A 17,245-nucleotide genomic window follows, 5' to 3' on the forward strand; every position below is an offset into this window, starting at 1 on the left:
TTTCCCTCCCGCGCGCCGGTCAATGCGCTTCGCCCAGATAGGCTTCCTTGACCTTCGGATGGCCCTTGATCTTCTCCGGCTCGTCCTCGACCAGCGGCGTGCCCTGCGCGAGCACCGTGATCCGGTCCGCCAGCGAGAAGACCACCTCCATGTCATGCTCGATGATGACCATGGTGATGTCGCCACGCGCCTTGATCTCCTTCAGAAGCGCGATCGTGGCATTGGTGTCGGCCCGCGCCATGCCCGCCGTCGGCTCATCGAGCAGCAGCAGCTTCGGCCCCTGGGCAAGGCACATGGCCAGCTCCAGCCGCCGCTTGTCGCCGCGCGAGAGCGTGCCGGCATGGGCCGCGCGCTTCTCCCACATCTTCACGCCCTTCAGCATCGCCTCCGCCTGGGCGTTGATCTCCGCCTCATGCGCGACGGTTTCGAAGGCATGCAGGCGGTAGGCTCCGTCGCGCTTGGCGAAGCAGGGGATCAGCACGTTCTCCAGCACCGTCAGGTCGCCGAATATCTCGGGCGTCTGAAAGACGCGGCTGATGCCCATCTGGTTGATCTCATGCGGCTTCCTGCCCAGCACCGACTGGCCGGAGAACAGCACCGATCCCGTGTCCGGGATCAGCTTGCCGACCAGGCAGTTCAGCAGCGTCGACTTGCCCGCCCCGTTCGGCCCGATGATGGCGTGGACGGTGTTTTCCCGCACCGACAGGTTCACGTCCCCCAGCGCCTGCAGCCCGCCGAAGCGCTTGCCCACGCCCTTGACCTCGAGAATCCCCATCGCGCTCACTCCGCCGGTGCTTCGCTGGGCCGCGGCCCGTCATCCCGCCGCCTGCGGCGTGTCAGCCGCATCAGCCGGTTCCCGCCCTCGATCAGCCCGCCGGGCAGGAAGATGACGACCAGCATGAACAGAAGCCCCAGCGTCAGGTTCCATCCCTTGCCCATGAACGGGTGGAAGATCGTCACAAGCAGATCCTGCAGCCAGTGCGGGAAGACCGAGAACCAGCCCTGCAGCACATGGTCGTTGATCTTCGAGAAGATGTTCTCGAAATACTTGATGAATCCCGCGCCAAGGACCGGGCCCAGCATCGTCCCCGCGCCGCCGAGGATGGTCATCAGCACCACCTCGCCGGAGGCCGTCCACTGCATCCGGTCCGGCCCGGCGAGCGGGTCCATCGCCGCCATCAGCCCGCCGGCAAGCCCGGCATACATGCCGGAGATGACGAAGGCGGTCAGCATGTAGGGGCGGGTGTTCAGGCCGGTGTAGTTCAGCCGGTTCTGGTTCGACTTGACCGCCCTCAGCATCATCCCGAAGGGCGAGCGGAAGATGCGCAGCGCCAGATAGAACATCAGGACGGAGATCAGCCCGCAGACATAGTAGCCCGCATTGAACTGGAAGACCCGGCCGAGGAAATCCACCTTCCAGGTCTCGCTCATCGCCAGCCCGAAGATATTGGTCGGCGGCACGGAACCGGAGCTGCTCGCCGCATCCAGGATCCGCGGATCGCCCAGGTCGGGCTGCAGCCCGCTCTCGCCATTGGTGATCGGCGTCAGCACCGAATAGGCGAGGTTGTAGGACATCTGCGCGAAGGCCAGCGTCAGGATCGAGAAATAGATCCCCGAGCGGCGCAGCGAGACATAGCCGATCGCCAGCGCGAAGACCCCGCCCATGATCACCGCAAGGATGATGCCCGGGATGATGTTGAGGCTGAGCAGCTTGAACATCCAGAGCGCCGAATAACTCCCCACGCCCAGGAAGGCGGCATGGCCGAAGCTCAGGTAGCCGGTCAGCCCGAAGAGGATGTTGAACCCCACCGCGAAGATCGCGAAGATCGCGATACGCTGCATCAGGTCCGGGTAGCCCGCGTTGAACTGCGCCAGCCCCGAGTTTTCGGCAAAGGGGTTGAGCAGGACCGGCGCCGCCAGCGTCAGCGCCAGCACGACGGCCAGGAAGATCAGGTCTCTCTTGCCAAGGCCCAGCATTCAGTCCTCCATCACGCCGCGGCGGCCCATCAGCCCGCGCGGGCGTGTCAGCAGCACGACGATCGCGATCACGTAGATGATGATCTGGTCGATCCCGGGGATCAGGTCCTTCACCGCGTTCATCGAGCCGAAGCTTTCAAGGATCCCCAGCAGGAACCCGGCGGCGACCGCGCCCGGAAGGCTGCCCATCCCGCCGACCACGACGACGACGAAGGATAGCACCAGGAAGTCCATCCCCATGTGGTAGTTGGGAGAGTTGATCGGCGTGTACATCACGCCGGCGAGCCCCGCGACGGCAGCGGCCAGGCCGAACATGATGGTGAAGCGCCGGTCGATGTTGATGCCCAGAAGCCCCACCGTCTCGCGGTCCGCCATCCCGGCGCGCACGACCATGCCGAATGTGGTGAACTGCAGAAAGGCGAAGACGCCGCCGATGATGACCAGCGAGAACAGGAAATAGATCAGCCGCCAGGCCGGGTAGACGATGGTGTTGGCGGCAAAGCCCAGCATCGCGCCAAGGTCGAGCGCGCCGGCCAGCGCATGCGGCGCGGGCGTCGGGATCGGGTTGGCGCCGAAGACCTGCTTGACGATCTCCTGCAGCACGATCGCCAGGCCGAAGGTCACCAGGATCTGGTCGGCATGCGCGCGCTTGTAGAAATGCTTGATCAGCCCCCGCTCCATCACCACGCCGAGGATCACCATCACCGGAACCGCCAGCAGGATCGAGATCGGCACCGACCAGTCGAGGATCGCGGCGCCGGTGGCCTTGCCGAACCAGTGCTCGATATAGGGGGTGGAGACCTTCATCGGGTTGCCGAGGAAGTCCTTCTTCGTCGGGTCGAGCACGGTGAAGCTCAGATGCAGCAGGCGCTGCATGGTCACCGCGCAGAAGGCGCCGATCATGAACATCGCGCCATGCGCGAAATTGACCACGCCCAGCGTGCCGAAGATCAGCGTCAGCCCCAGCGCGATCAGCGCATAGGCGCTGCCCTTGTCGAGGCCGTTGAGCATTTGCAGAATGATTGCGTCCATATCCCCACCCGTCAGGGGGCAAGCCGCCGCTCGCCGCGAAACCGGAAATGGCCGGCCGGCGATCTCCGCCGGCCGGCCCCCTACTCAGGCCCTCGTTACGCGCCCGGGTTGCACTGGCCGAGATCTCCGCCCTTGAAGAACTCGTTGTCGGGCTCGTACATCACCTTTTCGACCGGTGTGATCTGCGCGACGTTCAGAAGGTCGTACTCGTTCTCCGGCTTCTCGTTGCCGGTCACGACCAGCACGTCCTTGAAGCACTGGTGGTCGGCGGCACGGTAGAGCGTCGGGCCGTTGCCGAGCCCGTCGAACTTGTAGCCTTCCAGCGCCTCGACGACGGAGCAGGGGTTGAAGCTCTTCGCCCGCGTCACCGCATCGGCGTAGAGAAGCGTCTGCACGTAGCAGGTCTGCGCCGCCTGGCTGGGCGGAACCCCGTATTCCTTGCCGTAGGATTGCACGAAGGCCTTGGTGCCCGCGTCCTGCAGCTTCCAGTTCCAGTTCGAGGACCCGGGGATGCCGGCAATGTTCTTGCCCGCGCCCTTGGCCATCAGCTCGGAGATCAGCGGCACGACGATCTCGAAGGTCTTGCCGTTGACCTGCTTGTCCTTCATGCCGAACTGCACCGCCTGGGTCAGCGAGTTCACCATGTTCCCGCCGTAATGGTTCAGGATCAGCACATCTGCGCCCGAACTGATTACCGGCGCGAGGTAGGACGAGAAGTCGGTCGCGGCGAGCGGCGTGCGCACGTCCGTGACCATCTGCCAGCCTTCCTTCTCCATGAAGGACTTCATCGAGGCGGCCTGGGTCCAGCCCCAGGTGTAGTCCGCCGTCAGCATGTAGAACTTCCGGTCCTTGCCGTACATGCTGGCCAGAACGGGCCCAAGTGCCGCCCCAGACATGTAGGCGTCGAAGAAGTGGCGGAAGCCGTTGCGCTTCTTGTCCTTGCCGGTGGTGTCGTTCGAATGCGTCAGGCCGGCCATGAAGATGATGCCGGCTTCCTGGCAGAGCGATTGCACCGCCACCGCCACGCCCGAGGACGACCCGCCGGAGATCATCAGGACGTTGTCCTTCTCGATCATCGACTTGGCCGAGGCCCGGGCGGCATCGGTCTTGGTCTGGGTGTCGCCGGTGACGAAGGCCACCTTCTTGCCCAGAAGGCCGGTGCCGTCGAGCACCTTGGACGAGAAGGTCGACAGCATCCCGCCGTCGCCCTCGCCGTTGATATGCTTCACGGCCAGCTGGAAGGCTTTCAGCTCGTCCGCGCCCTCGTCGGCATAGGGGCCCGATTGCGGCACGTTGAAGCCGAAGGTGACGGTGCTGCCTTTCGGTTCATTGGTGAAGGCGGAGGCCCGCGACGTGAAGATCGTTGGCAGGGCGAGCCCCGCAGCAGCCACCGAGCCTGTCTTCAGCAGACCTCGGCGGGTGAAATCCCTCTTGATCATGAATTTCCTCCCATGAGCTTTGCGTGACGCGCACTCCTCACCGCGCTTCACGGTCCCGTGATGGACCTTCAGATCATGCGATGAATGCGAAAATTTGGCAACAACCCTTTAAAAGTTAAGGATTTTTATGAAAATCTATAAACAATTTCCGGCGACAATCTGAAAACTAATTTTCTCGCGCCCGCAGAAGGCCATTGGATTCACAAGATTTTGATCTTGCGTGAGTGCCGCCGTGATCGCCTCCGGCGTCGGGGCGGGTCGGCGCGCACGGCCTCTCCGCCGGGCGTTGGCGGAGAGGTCGCCGAAAAGGAAACCGCCGCCGGGCAGCGCTCCGGCGGCGGTGTGATTCGGATTCTGCGGCGCTCAGGCGAGCGGCTTGCCCACCGGCAGGACGTCCCGCCCGAAGGTGTTCAGGAAGACCACATGGAACATCATGTACCAGGCGGCCAGCGCGCAGACGATCAGGTCCCAGGCCGCCAGCGTGCCGACATTCGCGATGCCCCAGACCGTGAGGTCCAGCCCGATGAAGCCCAGAAGCAGGGTCAGGAAGGTGAACCACATCGCCTTGGAGATCTTGAACGAGGCGATCCAGAGTCCGGCGGTGAACAGCGTCCAGCCGAACAGCAGGAAGCCGAGGTCATGGTCGGTCAGCTTCAGCATCCCGTCGCCCGAGGTGGAGCCCAGCAGATAGGCGCAGAGCGCGATCCAGAAGGCGCCGTAGCCGGAAAAGGCACAGAAGCCAAAGTTGTTGCCGGTCTTCTGCTCCTGGAAGCCCGCGATCAGCTGGGCGACGCCGCCGAAGACGAAGCCGATCCAGATCACCGGCGCGACGCCGATCCAGCCGAGGTTGTGGAACTGCAGCTCCATCGTCGTCATGCCGAAGCCGGCAAGGCCCACCACCGCGGGGTTGCCGAGCGCGGGGGCGAGCTGGGAATGCTCTGCGGTCGTATCGGTCACAGCCATATCGTTCCTATCCTTCAGTGTCGGCCGCGCGGGCCGTTCGGTTCCGGTTGCGCCGCCATCTGCGGCCGGGAGGGGATATGGACCTTCCCGCGGCGAGGCGCCGCGCGGGATCGGTTCGACGTCGGCATGAACTCCTCCCAGGGCCTGCTCGACGTGCCCGCCGCCTGGCCTCCTCCTGCCGTGCCGCGAGCTGTCGGATGCTGCCCTGATGGCGAAAAAAATTCAATAACTAATTGATAAGAAAGAGAAAAATAGTAAATCTTTGAACTAAAATCCGGAAAATTGTGTAAATATCCTTTTCGCAAGATATTTCTTTCCTTTGATTTCGTGGAGTTGGCCCGCTCTCACGCAAACGTGTTGCCTGCCGCGGAGGGCGGCTTCGGCGCACCATTTGCAGCTTTATCAAGGTCATGCGACGTCATGTCCCGGCCGCGGCAGACTGCTGGGCCGGCCATCCGGGCCGGGATCAGACTACGATCGCTTGCTCCGCCAGGCCCCCGGATGGCTTTGCCGGGCGCGCCCCGCGCAGCCCCTCATTTGCCCAGGGCGTAGCTGTGGCGAAGCTTGCCGGTGCGACCGTCGAAGACGAGGATCTTGCCCGACACCGTCACGATCGCCACCCACCCCTGGCCCTGCGTCACTGCGCTCGCCTGCTCTCCGGCGGGCAGGTGGATGTCCTTCGGCAGCACCAGATCGCCGCCCGAGGACGGGAAGCGGATGACAATCACCGCCACGACGATTATCAGCCCCGCAATCATGGTGGCCGTCAGCCCCACCACCAGCCGCCTCAGAAGGCGCAGGGTGGGGTCTCGGCTGATCGTGTCGTCCACCGGGGAGTCCTGCATGCCGCCCTCCGACCGCCTGGTCACCTTCCGGATCGGCCCCGTGCCGCCCGCGCGCCTTGATAAGGCGCTGGCCCGCGATGTGCCAGAGGAAGCCGCCCTCTCGCGCTCCCGCCTCGGCCGGCTCCTCGCCGAGGGTGCGGTGAGCGTCAACGGCGCGCCCGCCACCGACCCCCGCGCCCGAGCGGCGGAGGGGGACGAGATCGCCATCCGCCTCGGCCCCGCCACCGAGGTTGAGACGGTGGCGGAGGACATCCCCCTCGACATCGTGTTCGAGGATGACGAGCTGATCGTCCTGAACAAGCCCGCCGGCCTGACCGTCCACCCCGCGCCGGGGCAATGGACCGGCACGCTGGTCAACGCGCTGCTGCACCATTGCGGCGACACCCTGTCCGGCATCGGCGGCGAGAAGCGGCCGGGCATCGTCCACCGCATCGACAAGGACACCTCGGGCCTGCTCTTGGTGGCGAAATCCGACCGCGCCCACCACGGTCTCGCCGCCCAGTTCGAGAAGCACACGGTGGACCGCCACTACCTCGCCCTCGTTCACGGCATGCCCGACGCCGCAGATCCCCGCCTCGCAGGGCTGCGCGGCATCTCTTTCGAGGGTGGCGGGATCCTGAAGATCGCCACCCAGATCGCCCGCCACAAGACCGACCGGCAGCGCCAGGCGGTCACCTTCGAGGGGGGCCGCCACGCCGTCACCCGCGCCCGCGCCGCCGAAAGCTTCGGCGTACCCCCGGCGGCGAGCCTGCTCGACTGCTGGCTCGAAACGGGGCGCACGCATCAGATCCGGACCCATCTCGCCTATGCCGGCCACGGGCTGATCGGCGATCCGGTCTACGGTGGTCAGCGCCGCCTGCCGAAATCCATGGGCCCGGCGGTCGAGGCCGCGCGCGCCTTCCCGCGCCAGGCGCTCCACGCGGCCACGCTCGGCTTCGTCCACCCGGTCAGCGGCGAGGCGCTTTCCTTTGCCGCGCCCCTGCCGGCGGATATGGCGGATCTCGCCGCCAAACTTCGCGCCGCGGCCAGCGCCGCGCGGTAGGCGCAGGTAAGTTTCCCGTGAAGGGCGACGGTTTTCCGCCGCTCGCGCGTTGTACTATCGAAACGAGACGATGTGGCCTTGAACCGATCGGTTCGACTGCCTAGATGAGATCTGAACCGATCGGTTCGAAGTCGCCGATTGACAGTGTGGCCCGGCCAGGGAGGCCGGGCGGAAGGGGGACCAAGAATGACAAGCTATGCCAACCTCCCGGCACCCTCGCCCGAGCAGGGGCTGAACCGTTATCTGCAGGAAATCCGCAAGTTCCCGATGCTGGAACCGGAAGAGGAATACATGCTGGCCAAGCGCTGGGCCGACCATCAGGACGCCAGCGCTGCGCACCAGATGGTGACCTCGCACCTGCGCCTCGCCGCCAAGATCGCCATGGGCTACCGCGGCTACGGCCTGCCGCAGGCCGAGGTGATCTCGGAAGCCAACGTCGGCCTGATGCAGGCCGTCAAGCGCTTCGACCCGGAAAAGGGCTTCCGCCTCGCGACCTACGCGATGTGGTGGATTCGCGCCTCGATCCAGGAATACATCCTGCGGTCGTGGTCGCTGGTGAAGCTGGGCACGACGAGCGCCCAGAAGAAGCTGTTCTTCAACCTGCGCAAGGCCAAGGCGAAGCTCGGCGCGCTGGAGGAAGGGGACCTGCGGCCCGAGAACGTGGCCCAGATCGCCAAGGACCTGAGCGTTTCCGAAGATGAAGTCGTGGCGATGAACCGCCGGCTTTCGGGCGGCGACGCCTCTCTGAACGCCATGGTCGGCTCTGACGGCGACAGCGTCACGCAGTGGCAGGACTGGCTGGAAGACGAGGACGCCGATCAGGCCAATGATTATGCCGAGCGCGACGAACTGGAGGCCCGCCGTGGCCTTCTGGCCGAGGCGATGGACGTGCTGAACGAGCGCGAGCGCGAGATCCTGACCCAGCGCCGCCTTGTCGATCAGGCGGTGACGCTGGAGGATTTGTCGGAGAAATTCGGCGTCTCCCGCGAACGTATCCGCCAGATCGAGGTCCGCGCCTTCGAGAAGCTGCAAAAACGCATGCGCCAGCTGGCCGAGGCGAAAGGCATGATGGCCGAAGCCTGATCTTTCCTCCCCCGGACGGTCTCCGACCGGACTGGCCCCGGCCCGTTGGCAGACGGACCGGGGCCTTATTCGTTTGGGCGTAGGGTGCACATTGATCGCGCACTGCGACGCGCATCCTCACCACCCACCCCCGGCCCGAAACCGGGGGCGAAGCCGGCCGGGTCAGCGACCACCCGCGGACGGGCGCCGGCCCTCGTCACCGCCGCCCCCGGTGGACAGCCCCGCCGCCCCGCGTCACACTCGGCCCGTCCCGGCAGGAGGAGCCCGCGATGCCCGCAAGCAATCCCAGAACCCAGGCCTTCTTCGAAAAGCCGGACTGGCAGGCGGAGCTTGCCGCCCTGCGCGCCATCCTCCTCTCCCTCCCGCTCGAGGAAACCTTCAAATGGCGCGGCCCCTGCTACACCGCCCATGGGGGCAATATCGCCACGCTCTGGCGCTTCAAGGACGCCTGCGGCATCGGCCTTTTCAAGGGCGTCCTCGCCGAGGATCCGGAGGGCCTTCTGGTCGCGCTGGGCGAGAACTCCCGTTCCATGCGCGCGGTGAAATTCACCGGTCTCGCCGCGGTCCGGGACGCCGAGCCTGCGCTCAGGGCCCTGATCACCAGCGCCATCGCGGTCGAGCAGGCCGGCCTCAAGGTCGACATGCCCAAGGACGATCTCGAGATCCCCGAGGAGCTCCTTGCCCGGCTCGAGGAGGACCCCGCGCTCCAGACCGCCTTCGACGCGCTCACCCCGGGCCGGCGCCGCAGCCACATCCTCCATGTCGCGGGGGCCCGGCAATCGGCCACCCGCGCCGCGCGGGTGGAGAAATGCCGGCCCAAAATCCTCGCCGGCCGCGGCTTTCTCGACCGCTGAACCGACCCCCGTTTTCATTCCCGCCGCCGCGCACTAGGCTTCGCGCCAAGCAATGGAGGATAGCATGCCGAACACCGTCCGCTGGGGCATCCTCAGCGCCGCCAAGATCGCCCGCGAATGGCTCGCCCCGGCCATCCACATGTCTGACCGCGGCCGCCTGACCGCCGTCGCCAGCCGCACGCCGGGCAAGGCCGAGTCGCTCGCCGCCCGCTACGGCGACGTCACCATTCATCATGATTACGACGCGCTTCTGGCCGATCCGAACGTGGACGCGATCTACATCCCGCTGCCGAACGGCGCCCATGTCGAATGGACCGAGAAATGCCTCCGCGCCGGCAAGCACGTGCTCTGCGAGAAGCCGATCGCGCTGAAGGCGGGGGAGATCGACCACCTCATCAAGGTCCGGGACGAAACCGGCAAACACGCGGCAGAGGCCTTCATGGTCACCCACCACCCGCAATGGCACCGGGTCCGCGAGCTGATCGCGCGCGGCGAGATCGGCGAACTCCGCCAGGTCCAGGGCGGCTTCTCCTTCTTCAACGACGACCCGGCCAACATCCGCAATGACGCCTCCCAGGGCGGCGGGGCGCTGCGCGACATCGGCGTCTACCCCTCGGTGGTGACCCGCTTCGTGACCCTGCACGAGCCCACCGCCATCACCGCCTCGATCGACTGGGACCACGGCATCGACGCCACCGCCCGGGTCGCGGCCCAGTTCCCCGGCTTCGCGCTCGACTTCTACGTCTCGATGCGGATGCATCCCTACCAGTCCATGCTGTTTCACGGCGACAAGGGCTGGATCCGGGTCGCGACGCCCTTCAACGCGAAGCTCTACGGCGACGACGTGCTGGAGATCCGCGACCGCTCCGGCGCGACCCGGATCGAGCGTTTCCCGCTGGTGGACCAGTACACCGTCCAGATCGACGCGTTCAACGCGACGGTCCTCGACGGCGCGCCTTACGACTGCCCGCTGGAGTTCTCCCGCGGCAACCAGCGTATGATCGACATGATCTATGCCGCCGCCGGACGCCCCTGAAACGGCCGCACGTAAAAAGTGTATCTTGGATATAGAATGATCACACAAAGTTGATCTCGATCAAAGTCCGCCCGTCGAATCCGGGCAAAGAACTCTCCGCCCAAAGAAAGGAGAGTTCGGGATGTATGAAACGGTAACGCTTCTGGTTCTTGCCAATGAGGATCGGGTGCGCTTCCTTGAAAATCGAGGAGCCGGGCGGGGTTTGACGGATGTTTTCACCGTCACCCGCGCGGAACTGGAGGAGGCCCGGGAGGAGGAGGTCGGCCGCATCGCCGTCGGCGCTCCGCCCCATGTCTACGAAAGACGCACGCGGACGGAGGAGCGGCTGAGAGAGATCTTCGCCAGCGACCTGGCGGAGATCCTGGCCGAGCGGGCATGCTCCGCGCCCTTCGACCGGCTGGTCATCGCGGCCCCGCCGCGGGTGCTCTCGCTGCTGCGGGCGGCGCTTCCGCGCACAATGCGGCGGCGGCTGGTCTTCGATATCGAGCGCGACCTGATGGAGGTCCCGGCCGAAGGGCTGCCGGCCTTCTTCACCCGGGGCACGATGTTCTGACCGGGCGGTGGGCTCATGCCTCCGGCAGCATCCGGTCGAGGAGCCGCATCATGTTGCCCCCCATCACCTTTTCGATCACCGCCTCATCGAGGCCCGCTGCGAGCAGGGCCTCGGTGACCGCAGCCAGCTCGCTCACATCGAATGGCTCGGGCACCGCCCCGTCGAAATCCGACCCGAGCGACACCGCGTCCTCGCCCAGCAGCGCGACCGCCGCGCTGACCGCCCCGGCGATGCCGGCGGGCGAGGGGTCGCCGATCACCTCGGCCCAGTATCCGATCCCGGCCACCCCGCCGCGGGACATGATCTCGACCATCAGGTCGTCCGGGAAATTCCTGGGGCTTTGGCAATGCGAACAGATGCCGGTATGGCTGACCACCAGCGGCACATCGGTCATCGCCAGCACGTCGCGCGCGGTCTGCTCGCTCGAATGGGTTAGGTCGATGATGAACCCCCGCGCGACCAGCGCCCGGACCAGATCGCGGCCATAGTCCGTCAGCCCCGCCCGGCTTGCCCCGTGCAGCGATCCGCCCACCTCGGTATCGAGGAAATGGTGAAGCCCGATCAGCCGGAATCCGGCGTCCCAGAGCCGGTCGAGGTTCTCCAGCCGCCCCTCGAGCACATGCGCGCCTTCGGCGCCGAGGATCCCGCCCACCACCTGCGCCCCGGCCGCGCGTTCGGCCAGAAGCCGGGACAGATCGCCCCGCGTCCGCAGGATCCTCAGCCCCTCCGGCATCCGCCGGGCAAAGCGGTGCAGCCGCGCCGCCTGGTGCAGCCCGCGCGCGCAGAGACTGCCCCAGCTCCGCACCGGCCAGAGCTGCGCGATGGCCAGCGCCGTGATCCGGTCGCGCCCGAGGCGGAGGTTCTCTTCCACGTTCATGCCGGCTGGGACCTGGGTCACGGTGGTGAAGACCTGCACCGCTACATTGCCCTCGATCAGCCGGGGGATGTCGACATGCCCGCGCTTGCCGCGCTTCGTCAGGTCTCGGTTCCACAGCAGGCTGTCGCAATGCCAGTCGCCGATCACCAGCCGCGCATGCAGCGCCCGCGCGCGATCGGAGACCGGCCAAAGCCGATGCGGCAGCACCCGGTTCATCCCGGCCTCCGCGATCCCGGGCCCGAAGGCGAGAAACCCGGCCGTGGCGAGGACCAAAACTGCAAGGATACCGATCAGGATCATTCCGCCCTCATATCAGCTTGGGCCAAATATCCCACGGTGGTCCGGGGGCTGAAACCCCGGCCTAAACCCGGATCCTCTCCCCCGCCGCGTCGAACAGGAACTGCCGCGAGGCGTCCGGCGTCAGATGCACCACCTCGGCCACCTCGAAGCGGTGCTCTCCGAACAGCCGCACGGTCAGCAGCCCGTGCACATCGGTGTTGATATAGACGTTGGTCTCGCCGCCCAGATGCTCGACATGGCTGATCGTGCCCGGGATGCGCCCGGCCTCGCGGCTGATCTCCAGGTGTTCCGGCCGGATGCCCAGCGTCTCGCCCGTCTCCCCCAGCGCCGAGGCCTTCAGGAAGTTCATCTGCGGCGAGCCGATGAAGCCCGCGACGAAGGTGTTCGCGGGGTCGTTGTAAAGCTCCATCGGCGCGCCGACCTGGGCCACGCGGCCCGCGTTCAGCACCACGATCCGGTCGGCCAGCGTCATCGCCTCCACCTGGTCGTGGGTCACGTAGATCATGGTCGCCTTCAGCTCGCGGTGCAGCCGCGCGATTTCGATCCGCGTGTGCACCCGAAGCGCCGCGTCGAGGTTGGAAAGTGGCTCGTCGAACAGGAACAGCTTCGGCTTGCGCACGATCGCCCGCCCGATGGCGACCCGTTGCCGCTGCCCGCCCGACAGCTCCGACGGCCGCCGCTCCAGAAGCGGCTCCAGCGACAGCATGCCGGACGCCCGCGCCACCGCTTCGGCGATCTCCGCCTTCGCCTCGCCCGCCTGCTTCAGGGCAAGCCCCATGTTGTCGCGCACGGTCAGGTGGGGGTAGAGCGCGTAGCTCTGGAACACCATCGCGATCTCGCGCTTCGACGGGGGCGTCAGGTTCACCTTCGCCCCGTCGATCCTCACTTCGCCGGAGGTCACGTCCTCCAGCCCCGCGATCATCCTGAGCAGCGTGGACTTGCCGCAGCCCGACGGCCCGACGAAGACGCAGAATTCGCCATCGGCCACCTCGAGGTCGACCCCCTTGATGACATCGACGGGGCCGAAGGACTTCTGGACATTGGAAAGGTTCAGGGCGCCCATGGGGCCTCCTTCAGATTGACGGTCCGGCCGGAGCGGACGCTGGCATCGGCGGCGAGGCAGATCGCGAGCGAGGCGACCGCCTCCCGCATGTGCCGGCTCAGGTCGAGGTCCTCGGCGATGGCGCGCGCGACGAAAGCCGCCTCGCGCTCGCAGAGCTCCTGGTGGCCGGGCTCGTCGGCCATGGAGATATCCTCATCCGCCCCGCCCGCATGATGGACGCGCAGCAAGGATGTCTTGGTATGCGTCTCGATATCGTCCGAGCGCGCGCTCTCCGGCATCCGGATCGAGACAGCGCCCTTCGGCGAGACCACGTCCTTCACGAAAAAGGCGGTGTCCGACATCATCGGTCCCCAGCCCGCCTCGTACCAGCCGAGAGAGCCGTCCTCGAAGAGAACCTGGAAATGCCCGTAATTGTACATGTCGGGCGCGATCTCGTCGGTCATGCGCAGGCCCATGCCGCGCACCTCGACGGCCTCGCTGCCTGCGATCTGCAGCATCACGTCGACGTAATGCACCCCGCAGTCGACGATCGGCGGCGTCGTCTTCATCAGCGCCTTGTGGACCTCCCAGGTCGGCCCCTTGGACTGCTGGTTGAGGTTCAGCCGGAAGACGTATGGCCCGCCCATTGCCCGGGCCTCGGCGATCAGCCGCTGCCAGGAGGGGTGATGGCGCAGGATGTAGCCCACGACGACCTTCCGCCCCGTCCGTGCCGCGCAGTCGGCCACGCGGCGGGCGTCCTCCACCGTCGTCGCCAGTGGTTTCTCCACGAAGACATCCGCTCCCGACTCCATCGCCGCCACGGCGAAATCGGCGTGGCTGTCGGAATAGGTCGCGATCGAAACCAGGTTGGGCTTCAGCCGATCCAGTGCCTCGTGAAAATCCCGGCTCAGCGGGTAGGCATGAAGGGCGGGGTCCATCTCGGGCGCAGAGCGGTTGACCAGGCCCACGATCTCGAAGGCCGGGTTGTGGTGATAGGCCAGCGCATGGCTGCGCCCCATGTTGCCGAGACCTGCGACGAGCGTACGGATCATTTTACAGCTCCCGAGGTGATGCCGCGGATAAGTTGCCGCGAGAAGATGAGGTACAGGACCAGAACCGGGATGATGGCGAGCGAGAGCGAAGCCAGCACCGCGTTCCAGTCGGTCACGAACTGCCCCAGGAAAATCTGCGCGCCCAGCGTCACGGTCTTCACGCTTTCCGCGGGGGCGAGGATCAGCGGGAACCACAGGTCGTTCCAGATCGGGATCATCGAGAAGACCGCCACGGTCGCCATCGCGGGACGGACCAGCGGGATCACCAGCCGGAAGAAGATGCGGTATTCGCTCAGCCCGTCGATCCGCCCGGCGTTCTTCAGATCGTCCGAGACCGTCTTCATGAACTCCGCCAGAATGAAGACCGCCAGCGGGATCCCCTGCGCGGTATAGACCAGGATCAGCGCGAAAAGCGTGTTGACGAGGCCGGTCGCCACCATCAGCTGCAGGATCGCCACGGTGCCCAGCCGGATCGGGATCATGATCCCCAGCGCGAGGTAGAGCCCGGTCAGCGTATTGCCGCGGAACCGGTACTCCGACAGCGCGAAGGCCGCCATCGCCCCGAAGAGCAGGACGAAGACCAGCGAGACGACCGTAACGACAAGGCTGTTCCAGAAATATAGCGGGAAGTCCCCCTGTTGCAGCACCGTCTGGAAGCCGACCAGGCTGAAGGTCTCCGGCCCCGGCAGCTGCAGCGGATGCCCGAAGATCGCCCGCCGCGTCTTCAGCGCGTTGATGACGATGACGAAGACCGGGAAGAGCGCGATCACCGTATAGGTCAGCAGGATCGCATGGGCGGCGGCGGTGCGGGGCAGGGAGGTTCTTGCGCGGTTTGCCATGACGCAGCCCTCAGAACTGGTAGCGGCGCAGCCGCCGCTGGATGCCGAAGAGATAGACGCAGACCCCGGCAAGGATGATCGCGAACATCACGGTGGCGATCGTCGCCCCCATGTTCGGATCGCCGAGCTGCAGCTGGAAGCCGAAGAAGGTGCGGTAAAGGAAGGTGCCCAGGATGTCGGTCGAGAAATTCGGCCCCGCCAGCGCCCCCTGTGCCACGTAGACCAGGTCGAAAGCGTTGAAATTGCCCACGAAGGTCAGGATCGAGATGATCCCGATCGAGGGCAGGATCAGCGGCAGCTTGATCTTCCAGAACTGGCTCATGCCCGTGATCCCGTCCATCTCGGCGGCCTCTATCACCTCGTCGGGGATCGAGAGGAGCGCGGCATAGATCAGCATCATCGGGATGCCGATGAACTGCCAGACGGAGATCAGCGCGACGGTGGTCAGCGCGTAATGCGGATCGCCCAGCCAGGGCGCGAACCAGTGGCGCAGGCCCACCATCTTCAGCAGATCCGGCGCGATGCCCCACAGGGGCGACAGGATCAGCTTCCACACGAAGCCCACGATCACGAAGCTCAGGATCGTCGGCACGAAGATCGCCGTGCGATAGGCCGCGGCAAAGCGCAGCCGGGGCGAGAAGAGAAGGGCGGCGAGCGCGATCCCGATCGGGTTCTGCACCGCCATGTTGATGATGAAGAACCAGAAGTTGTTCGCCAGCGCGTTCCAGAAATGGCCCGACCAGTTCGGATCGCCGAAGAGCTTGTCGAAGTTGCCCAAGCCCACGAACTCGGTCGTCTTGCCCACCGCGCGGTAAAGCGACAGGTCGAGCGTGGCGAAAAGGGGCAGGATCATCACCAGCGTGTAGACCACCACCGCTGGCGCCAGGAACACGCCGATATGCCAGCGCACGGGTCTCCGCTCAGCCATTCCAACACCCTGTTCTTCTTGGGGGAAATACTCCGGGGGGGTGCGGGGGGCAGAGCCCCCCGCCTCGGCCGGGCCGTCAGGCCCGGCTTCCCGTCACTGCTGCGGCTTGTACCAGCTCGCCAGGTCCTTCTGCAGCCCCGCGGCCGCCGCTTCCGGCGTCTCGGTGCCGTTGATCACGTTGGCCGAGGCCGCCCAGAGCGCGTTCTCAAGGTTCGGCGTGCCACGCGACAGGATCTGGTAGGTGTAGCGCATGGTGGACTTGCAGTTCTGCCGCCAGCTCAGGAACTCGTTGGCCAGCGGATCCTTGATCGTGACCTTCGCGTTCGTCAGCGGGAAGAAGCCCGGCAGCGCGTTGCCGTAAAGCTCGGCGAATTGCTGCGAGCCGACCCATTTCAGGAAGGTCATCGCCGCCGCCTTGTGCTTGGAGGCCGCATTCAGCCCCATCGCATGGTCCGGCTGGTCGGAGATGTAGCACTGGTCCCCCGCCTTCGGCACCGGCGGCGGGAAGGCGCCCATCTTGAAGTCGGCCTGCTTCTCGAAGCCCGAGATCTCCCAGGAGCCGGCCGGATAGATCGCGGCGCGGCCGAGGGTGAACATGTTCTGGCTGTCGGGATAGGTCTGTGCCTTGAAGCCGTCGCCCATGTACTGGCCCCACTTGGCCAGCTGCTTGAAGGGCTCCACCCATTGCGGGTCGGTCAGCTTCTCGGTGCCGGCGATGATCGCCTTGCGGCCCTTCTCGCCCTGCCAGTAGTCCGGCCCGATATTCTCGTAGCCCATGGTCGCCGCTTCCCACTGGTCATGCGTGCCCATGGCGAGCGGGGTGTAGGTGCCGTCCTTCTTGATCTTGTCGAGATCTGCGTAGAATTCCGGCACGGTCTTCGGGACCGAGATGCCGAGCTTCTTGAAGGCGTCCTCGTTGTAGATGAAGCCGTGGATGACCGAGGCCATCGGCACGCAGAAGGTGTGCTTGCCGTCGTCGGTCTGCCAGGCGGCCTTCGCGACATCCGAGAAGTTCTTCATGATCGCCATGTCGGAAAGGTCCGCCAGCTGGCCCTTCTTGAAAAGCGCAAGCGAGGCGTCGAACGGCCGGCAGGTGATCAGGTCGCCCGCCGTGCCGGCGTCGAGCTTGGAGTTCAGCGCGGCGTTGTACTCGGTCGGGGCCGAGGGGCTGAACACCACCTTGATGTCCGGATGGGTCTTCTCGAAGGCCGGGATGATCGTCTTCTGCCAGACGGTCAGGTCGTCGTTGCGCCAGCTTTCGATCGTGATCGTGGTCGCGGCATAGGCCGAGGTGCTGGCCAGCAAAAGCCCGGCCAAGGCGAGGCTGATCGGTTTTTTCATACTTGTCGTCTCCCTGTTGCGGCCCCGAACCCTTGGGGCCTT

General features: G+C 65.8%; 17 protein-coding genes. 5 read left to right on the plus strand and 12 right to left on the minus strand.

The window, feature by feature from the left end; all coding sequences use genetic code 11:
• Window positions 1-19 precede the first annotated feature (19 nt).
• The 6 genes from EIP85_RS02660 to EIP85_RS02685 all read right to left on the minus strand — a co-directional run bounded on the left by EIP85_RS02660 (window position 20) and on the right by EIP85_RS02685 (window position 6,256).
• Window positions 20-775 carry an ABC transporter ATP-binding protein gene (locus tag EIP85_RS02660; RefSeq protein ID WP_127900604.1) on the minus strand — a complete coding sequence of 252 codons (756 nt, stop codon included), beginning with the start codon at window positions 773-775 and terminating at the stop codon, window positions 20-22.
• 5 nt (window positions 776-780) lie between these two features.
• Window positions 781-1,977 (minus strand): branched-chain amino acid ABC transporter permease, encoded by a 1,197-nt coding sequence (locus EIP85_RS02665; RefSeq protein ID WP_127900605.1) that lies wholly within the window; start codon window positions 1,975-1,977, stop codon window positions 781-783.
• A complete protein-coding gene (locus tag EIP85_RS02670; protein ID WP_127900606.1) occupies window positions 1,978-3,009 on the minus strand; it encodes a branched-chain amino acid ABC transporter permease in 1,032 nt (343 codons plus the stop codon).
• A 95-nt stretch (window positions 3,010-3,104) separates the two neighbouring features.
• Complete coding sequence (locus tag EIP85_RS02675) at window positions 3,105-4,448, minus strand: substrate-binding protein (RefSeq protein ID WP_127900607.1); 1,344 nt, start codon at window positions 4,446-4,448, stop codon at window positions 3,105-3,107.
• A 363-nt stretch (window positions 4,449-4,811) separates the two neighbouring features.
• The gene (locus tag EIP85_RS02680) at window positions 4,812-5,411 is read right to left on the minus strand and encodes an acetate uptake transporter (RefSeq protein WP_127900608.1); all 600 of its coding nucleotides are present in this window, start codon (window positions 5,409-5,411) and stop codon (window positions 4,812-4,814) included.
• A gap of 533 nt (window positions 5,412-5,944) precedes the next feature.
• The gene (locus EIP85_RS02685) at window positions 5,945-6,256 is read right to left on the minus strand and encodes a DUF6476 family protein (protein WP_127900609.1); all 312 of its coding nucleotides are present in this window, start codon (window positions 6,254-6,256) and stop codon (window positions 5,945-5,947) included.
• Between EIP85_RS02685 and EIP85_RS02690 the strand changes: the two genes are divergently transcribed.
• The 5 genes from EIP85_RS02690 to EIP85_RS02710 all read left to right on the plus strand — a co-directional run bounded on the left by EIP85_RS02690 (window position 6,255) and on the right by EIP85_RS02710 (window position 10,824).
• Window positions 6,255-7,298, plus strand: a complete 1,044-nt coding sequence (locus tag EIP85_RS02690; RefSeq protein WP_127900610.1) for an RluA family pseudouridine synthase — start codon at window positions 6,255-6,257, stop codon at window positions 7,296-7,298. The two genes, EIP85_RS02685 and EIP85_RS02690, sit on opposite strands and share 2 nt — an antisense overlap.
• Before the next feature lie 186 nt (window positions 7,299-7,484).
• Entirely contained in the window at window positions 7,485-8,381 is an 897-nt protein-coding gene (gene rpoH / locus EIP85_RS02695; RefSeq protein WP_127900611.1) for an RNA polymerase sigma factor RpoH, read from the plus strand.
• A gap of 269 nt (window positions 8,382-8,650) precedes the next feature.
• Window positions 8,651-9,235: a YdeI/OmpD-associated family protein gene (locus tag EIP85_RS02700; protein ID WP_127900612.1), complete on the plus strand. Its 585-nt coding sequence runs from the start codon at window positions 8,651-8,653 to the stop codon at window positions 9,233-9,235.
• A gap of 64 nt (window positions 9,236-9,299) precedes the next feature.
• Entirely contained in the window at window positions 9,300-10,271 is a 972-nt protein-coding gene (locus EIP85_RS02705) for a Gfo/Idh/MocA family protein (protein WP_127900613.1), read from the plus strand.
• A gap of 121 nt (window positions 10,272-10,392) precedes the next feature.
• Entirely contained in the window at window positions 10,393-10,824 is a 432-nt protein-coding gene (locus tag EIP85_RS02710) for a baeRF12 domain-containing protein (RefSeq protein ID WP_127900614.1), read from the plus strand.
• Window positions 10,825-10,837: 13 nt separating this feature from the next.
• Here the strand turns inward: EIP85_RS02710 and EIP85_RS02715 are convergent, their stop codons facing one another.
• The 6 genes from EIP85_RS02715 to EIP85_RS02740 form a co-directional block, all read right to left on the minus strand.
• On the minus strand, window positions 10,838-12,001 hold the full coding sequence (locus EIP85_RS02715; protein ID WP_127900615.1) for a dipeptidase: 1,164 nt from the start codon (window positions 11,999-12,001) through the stop codon (window positions 10,838-10,840).
• A gap of 61 nt (window positions 12,002-12,062) precedes the next feature.
• Window positions 12,063-13,064 carry an ABC transporter ATP-binding protein gene (locus EIP85_RS02720; protein ID WP_127900616.1) on the minus strand — a complete coding sequence of 334 codons (1,002 nt, stop codon included), beginning with the start codon at window positions 13,062-13,064 and terminating at the stop codon, window positions 12,063-12,065.
• The gene (locus EIP85_RS02725; RefSeq protein ID WP_206615435.1) at window positions 13,052-14,095 is read right to left on the minus strand and encodes a Gfo/Idh/MocA family protein; all 1,044 of its coding nucleotides are present in this window, start codon (window positions 14,093-14,095) and stop codon (window positions 13,052-13,054) included. The genes EIP85_RS02720 and EIP85_RS02725 overlap by 13 nt, the downstream gene beginning before the upstream one ends.
• Window positions 14,092-14,934, minus strand: a complete 843-nt coding sequence (locus tag EIP85_RS02730) for a carbohydrate ABC transporter permease (RefSeq protein WP_127900617.1) — start codon at window positions 14,932-14,934, stop codon at window positions 14,092-14,094. The genes EIP85_RS02725 and EIP85_RS02730 overlap by 4 nt, the downstream gene beginning before the upstream one ends.
• 10 nt (window positions 14,935-14,944) lie before the next feature.
• Window positions 14,945-15,862: a carbohydrate ABC transporter permease gene (locus EIP85_RS02735; protein ID WP_127900618.1), complete on the minus strand. Its 918-nt coding sequence runs from the start codon at window positions 15,860-15,862 to the stop codon at window positions 14,945-14,947.
• Between the two features lie 93 nt (window positions 15,863-15,955).
• Window positions 15,956-17,203: an ABC transporter substrate-binding protein gene (locus EIP85_RS02740; RefSeq protein ID WP_127900619.1), complete on the minus strand. Its 1,248-nt coding sequence runs from the start codon at window positions 17,201-17,203 to the stop codon at window positions 15,956-15,958.
• Between the last annotated feature and the right edge of the window lie 42 nt (window positions 17,204-17,245).

Source organism: Solirhodobacter olei (assembly GCF_004010155.1).
In the GTDB taxonomy this organism is placed as follows: domain Bacteria; phylum Pseudomonadota; class Alphaproteobacteria; order Rhodobacterales; family Rhodobacteraceae; genus Solirhodobacter; species Solirhodobacter olei.